Raw genomic sequence first — 1449 nt, forward strand, 5'->3', positions numbered from 1 at the left:
TGAATTGGTCCCCGAAAGTTGGACTGGCCAAGTAGGAGCCTAAGCGGCAAGGGCCTGGGTCCGGTATTGCACCGGGCTCAGGCCCTTGAGCTTTGTGGAGATGCGTTCGGTGTTGTACCAGTGGATGTAGTCCTCCAGCGAATCAGCGAGTGCGTCGATGCTCAGGTATCGGACGTGGTGGAAGAGTTCTTCTTTGAGGTGGCCGAAGAAGTTCTCGATCACGGCGTTGTCGAAGCAGTTGCCCTTGCGGGACATCGATTGGGTCGCGCTGGCATTCCCGAGCAAGCGTCGCCAGGACTCGTGCTGGTACTGGAATCCCTGATCCGAGTGCACCAGCGGGGTCTGCCCGTCGCTGAGGGTTGCGATCGCGGCGCGCAGGGAGCTGTTGGTCAGCTGCAGGTTCGGTGATGTGCCGACCGAGAAGGCGATGATCTGTCGGTCGAACAGGTCCATCACCGGCGACAGGTAGAGCTTGTCCTCGCCGATGCGGAACTCGGTCACGTCGGTGACCCACTTCTGGTTCGGTGCGCTGGCTTCGAAATCGCGCTCGAGCAGGTTCGGAGCGACCTTGCCGGCCTCACCCCGATAGGAGATGTACCTCTTCCTCCGCCGCACCTGGCAGGCGAGGCCGAGAGCACGCATCAGCTTCAGCACGGTCTTCTTCGCCACCCGCAGCCCGGCCTTGACCAGCGCACAGTGGATGCGGCGATGCCCGTAGCGGCCGTGGTTGGCCTCGAATACCTCCGTGATCGCGGCCTTGAGTTCGGCGTGGGGATCCGGATCCTGCAGACGAGCCTGGTGATAGAAGAACGTCGACCGGGCAAGCCCGGCAATCTCTAGCAGCACGTCCAGCCGGTATTCAGCCTTGAGGGAGACGACGGCACGGACCTTCACAGCCGTTCCTGCGCCCTCAAGGCTCGCAATTTTCCCAGGTAGGAGACCTCAGCCCGCAACCGCTCGTTCTCCGCCCGAAGCCGCTTCAGCTCACTCGCCGCGCTCGACTCGCTCGGCTCGGATGTGGCGGGTCCCGGCGGGCGACCTGCCCGCTTCGGGCGTAACCCTTCCTCGCCCTCGTTACGGTAGGCCCGAGCCCACGTTTCGATCAGTTTTGGCGAGGACAAGTCGAACTCCCGGGCGAGCGCGACCTTCGTTTCGCCGGCCAGGAAACGCTGCACCACATCGAGTTTGAACTCGAATGAGAACGAACGCTTGCCCGGTTTGGTCACCAACGCTCCTACGCCTCGTACCCGCCATCGGTCGTGCAAGCGATTGATGGCCCAGCGGCTCGCATCCAACTGCGTCGCGACCGCACGTCGACCCGCGCCTGCCTCGAACAACGCTACCGCCGCGACCCGCTGATCCTCAGATAGTGGAATTCGTGCACGCATACAACTGCTCCCCGGAAGTCGGAACTGAATTTCTCAGTCCAACTTCCGGGGAGCAGTTCAG

2 protein-coding genes are annotated in these 1449 nt (G+C 62.7%); both read right to left on the minus strand.

All coding sequences use genetic code 11. The features are described 5' to 3' along the window. Positions 1–39 precede the first annotated feature (39 nt). Positions 40–894 carry an IS3 family transposase gene (locus ACWFRB_RS26345; RefSeq protein WP_452644298.1) on the minus strand — a complete coding sequence of 285 codons (855 nt, stop codon included), beginning with the start codon at positions 892–894 and terminating at the stop codon, positions 40–42. Beyond that, positions 891–1226, minus strand: a complete 336-nt coding sequence (locus ACWFRB_RS26350) for a helix-turn-helix domain-containing protein (RefSeq protein ID WP_452644300.1) — start codon at positions 1224–1226, stop codon at positions 891–893. Before ACWFRB_RS26350 ends, ACWFRB_RS26345 begins: the two co-directional genes overlap by 4 nt. Positions 1227–1449 lie beyond the last annotated feature (223 nt).

It is taken from the genome of Rhodococcus sp. NPDC055112, assembly GCF_053607505.1.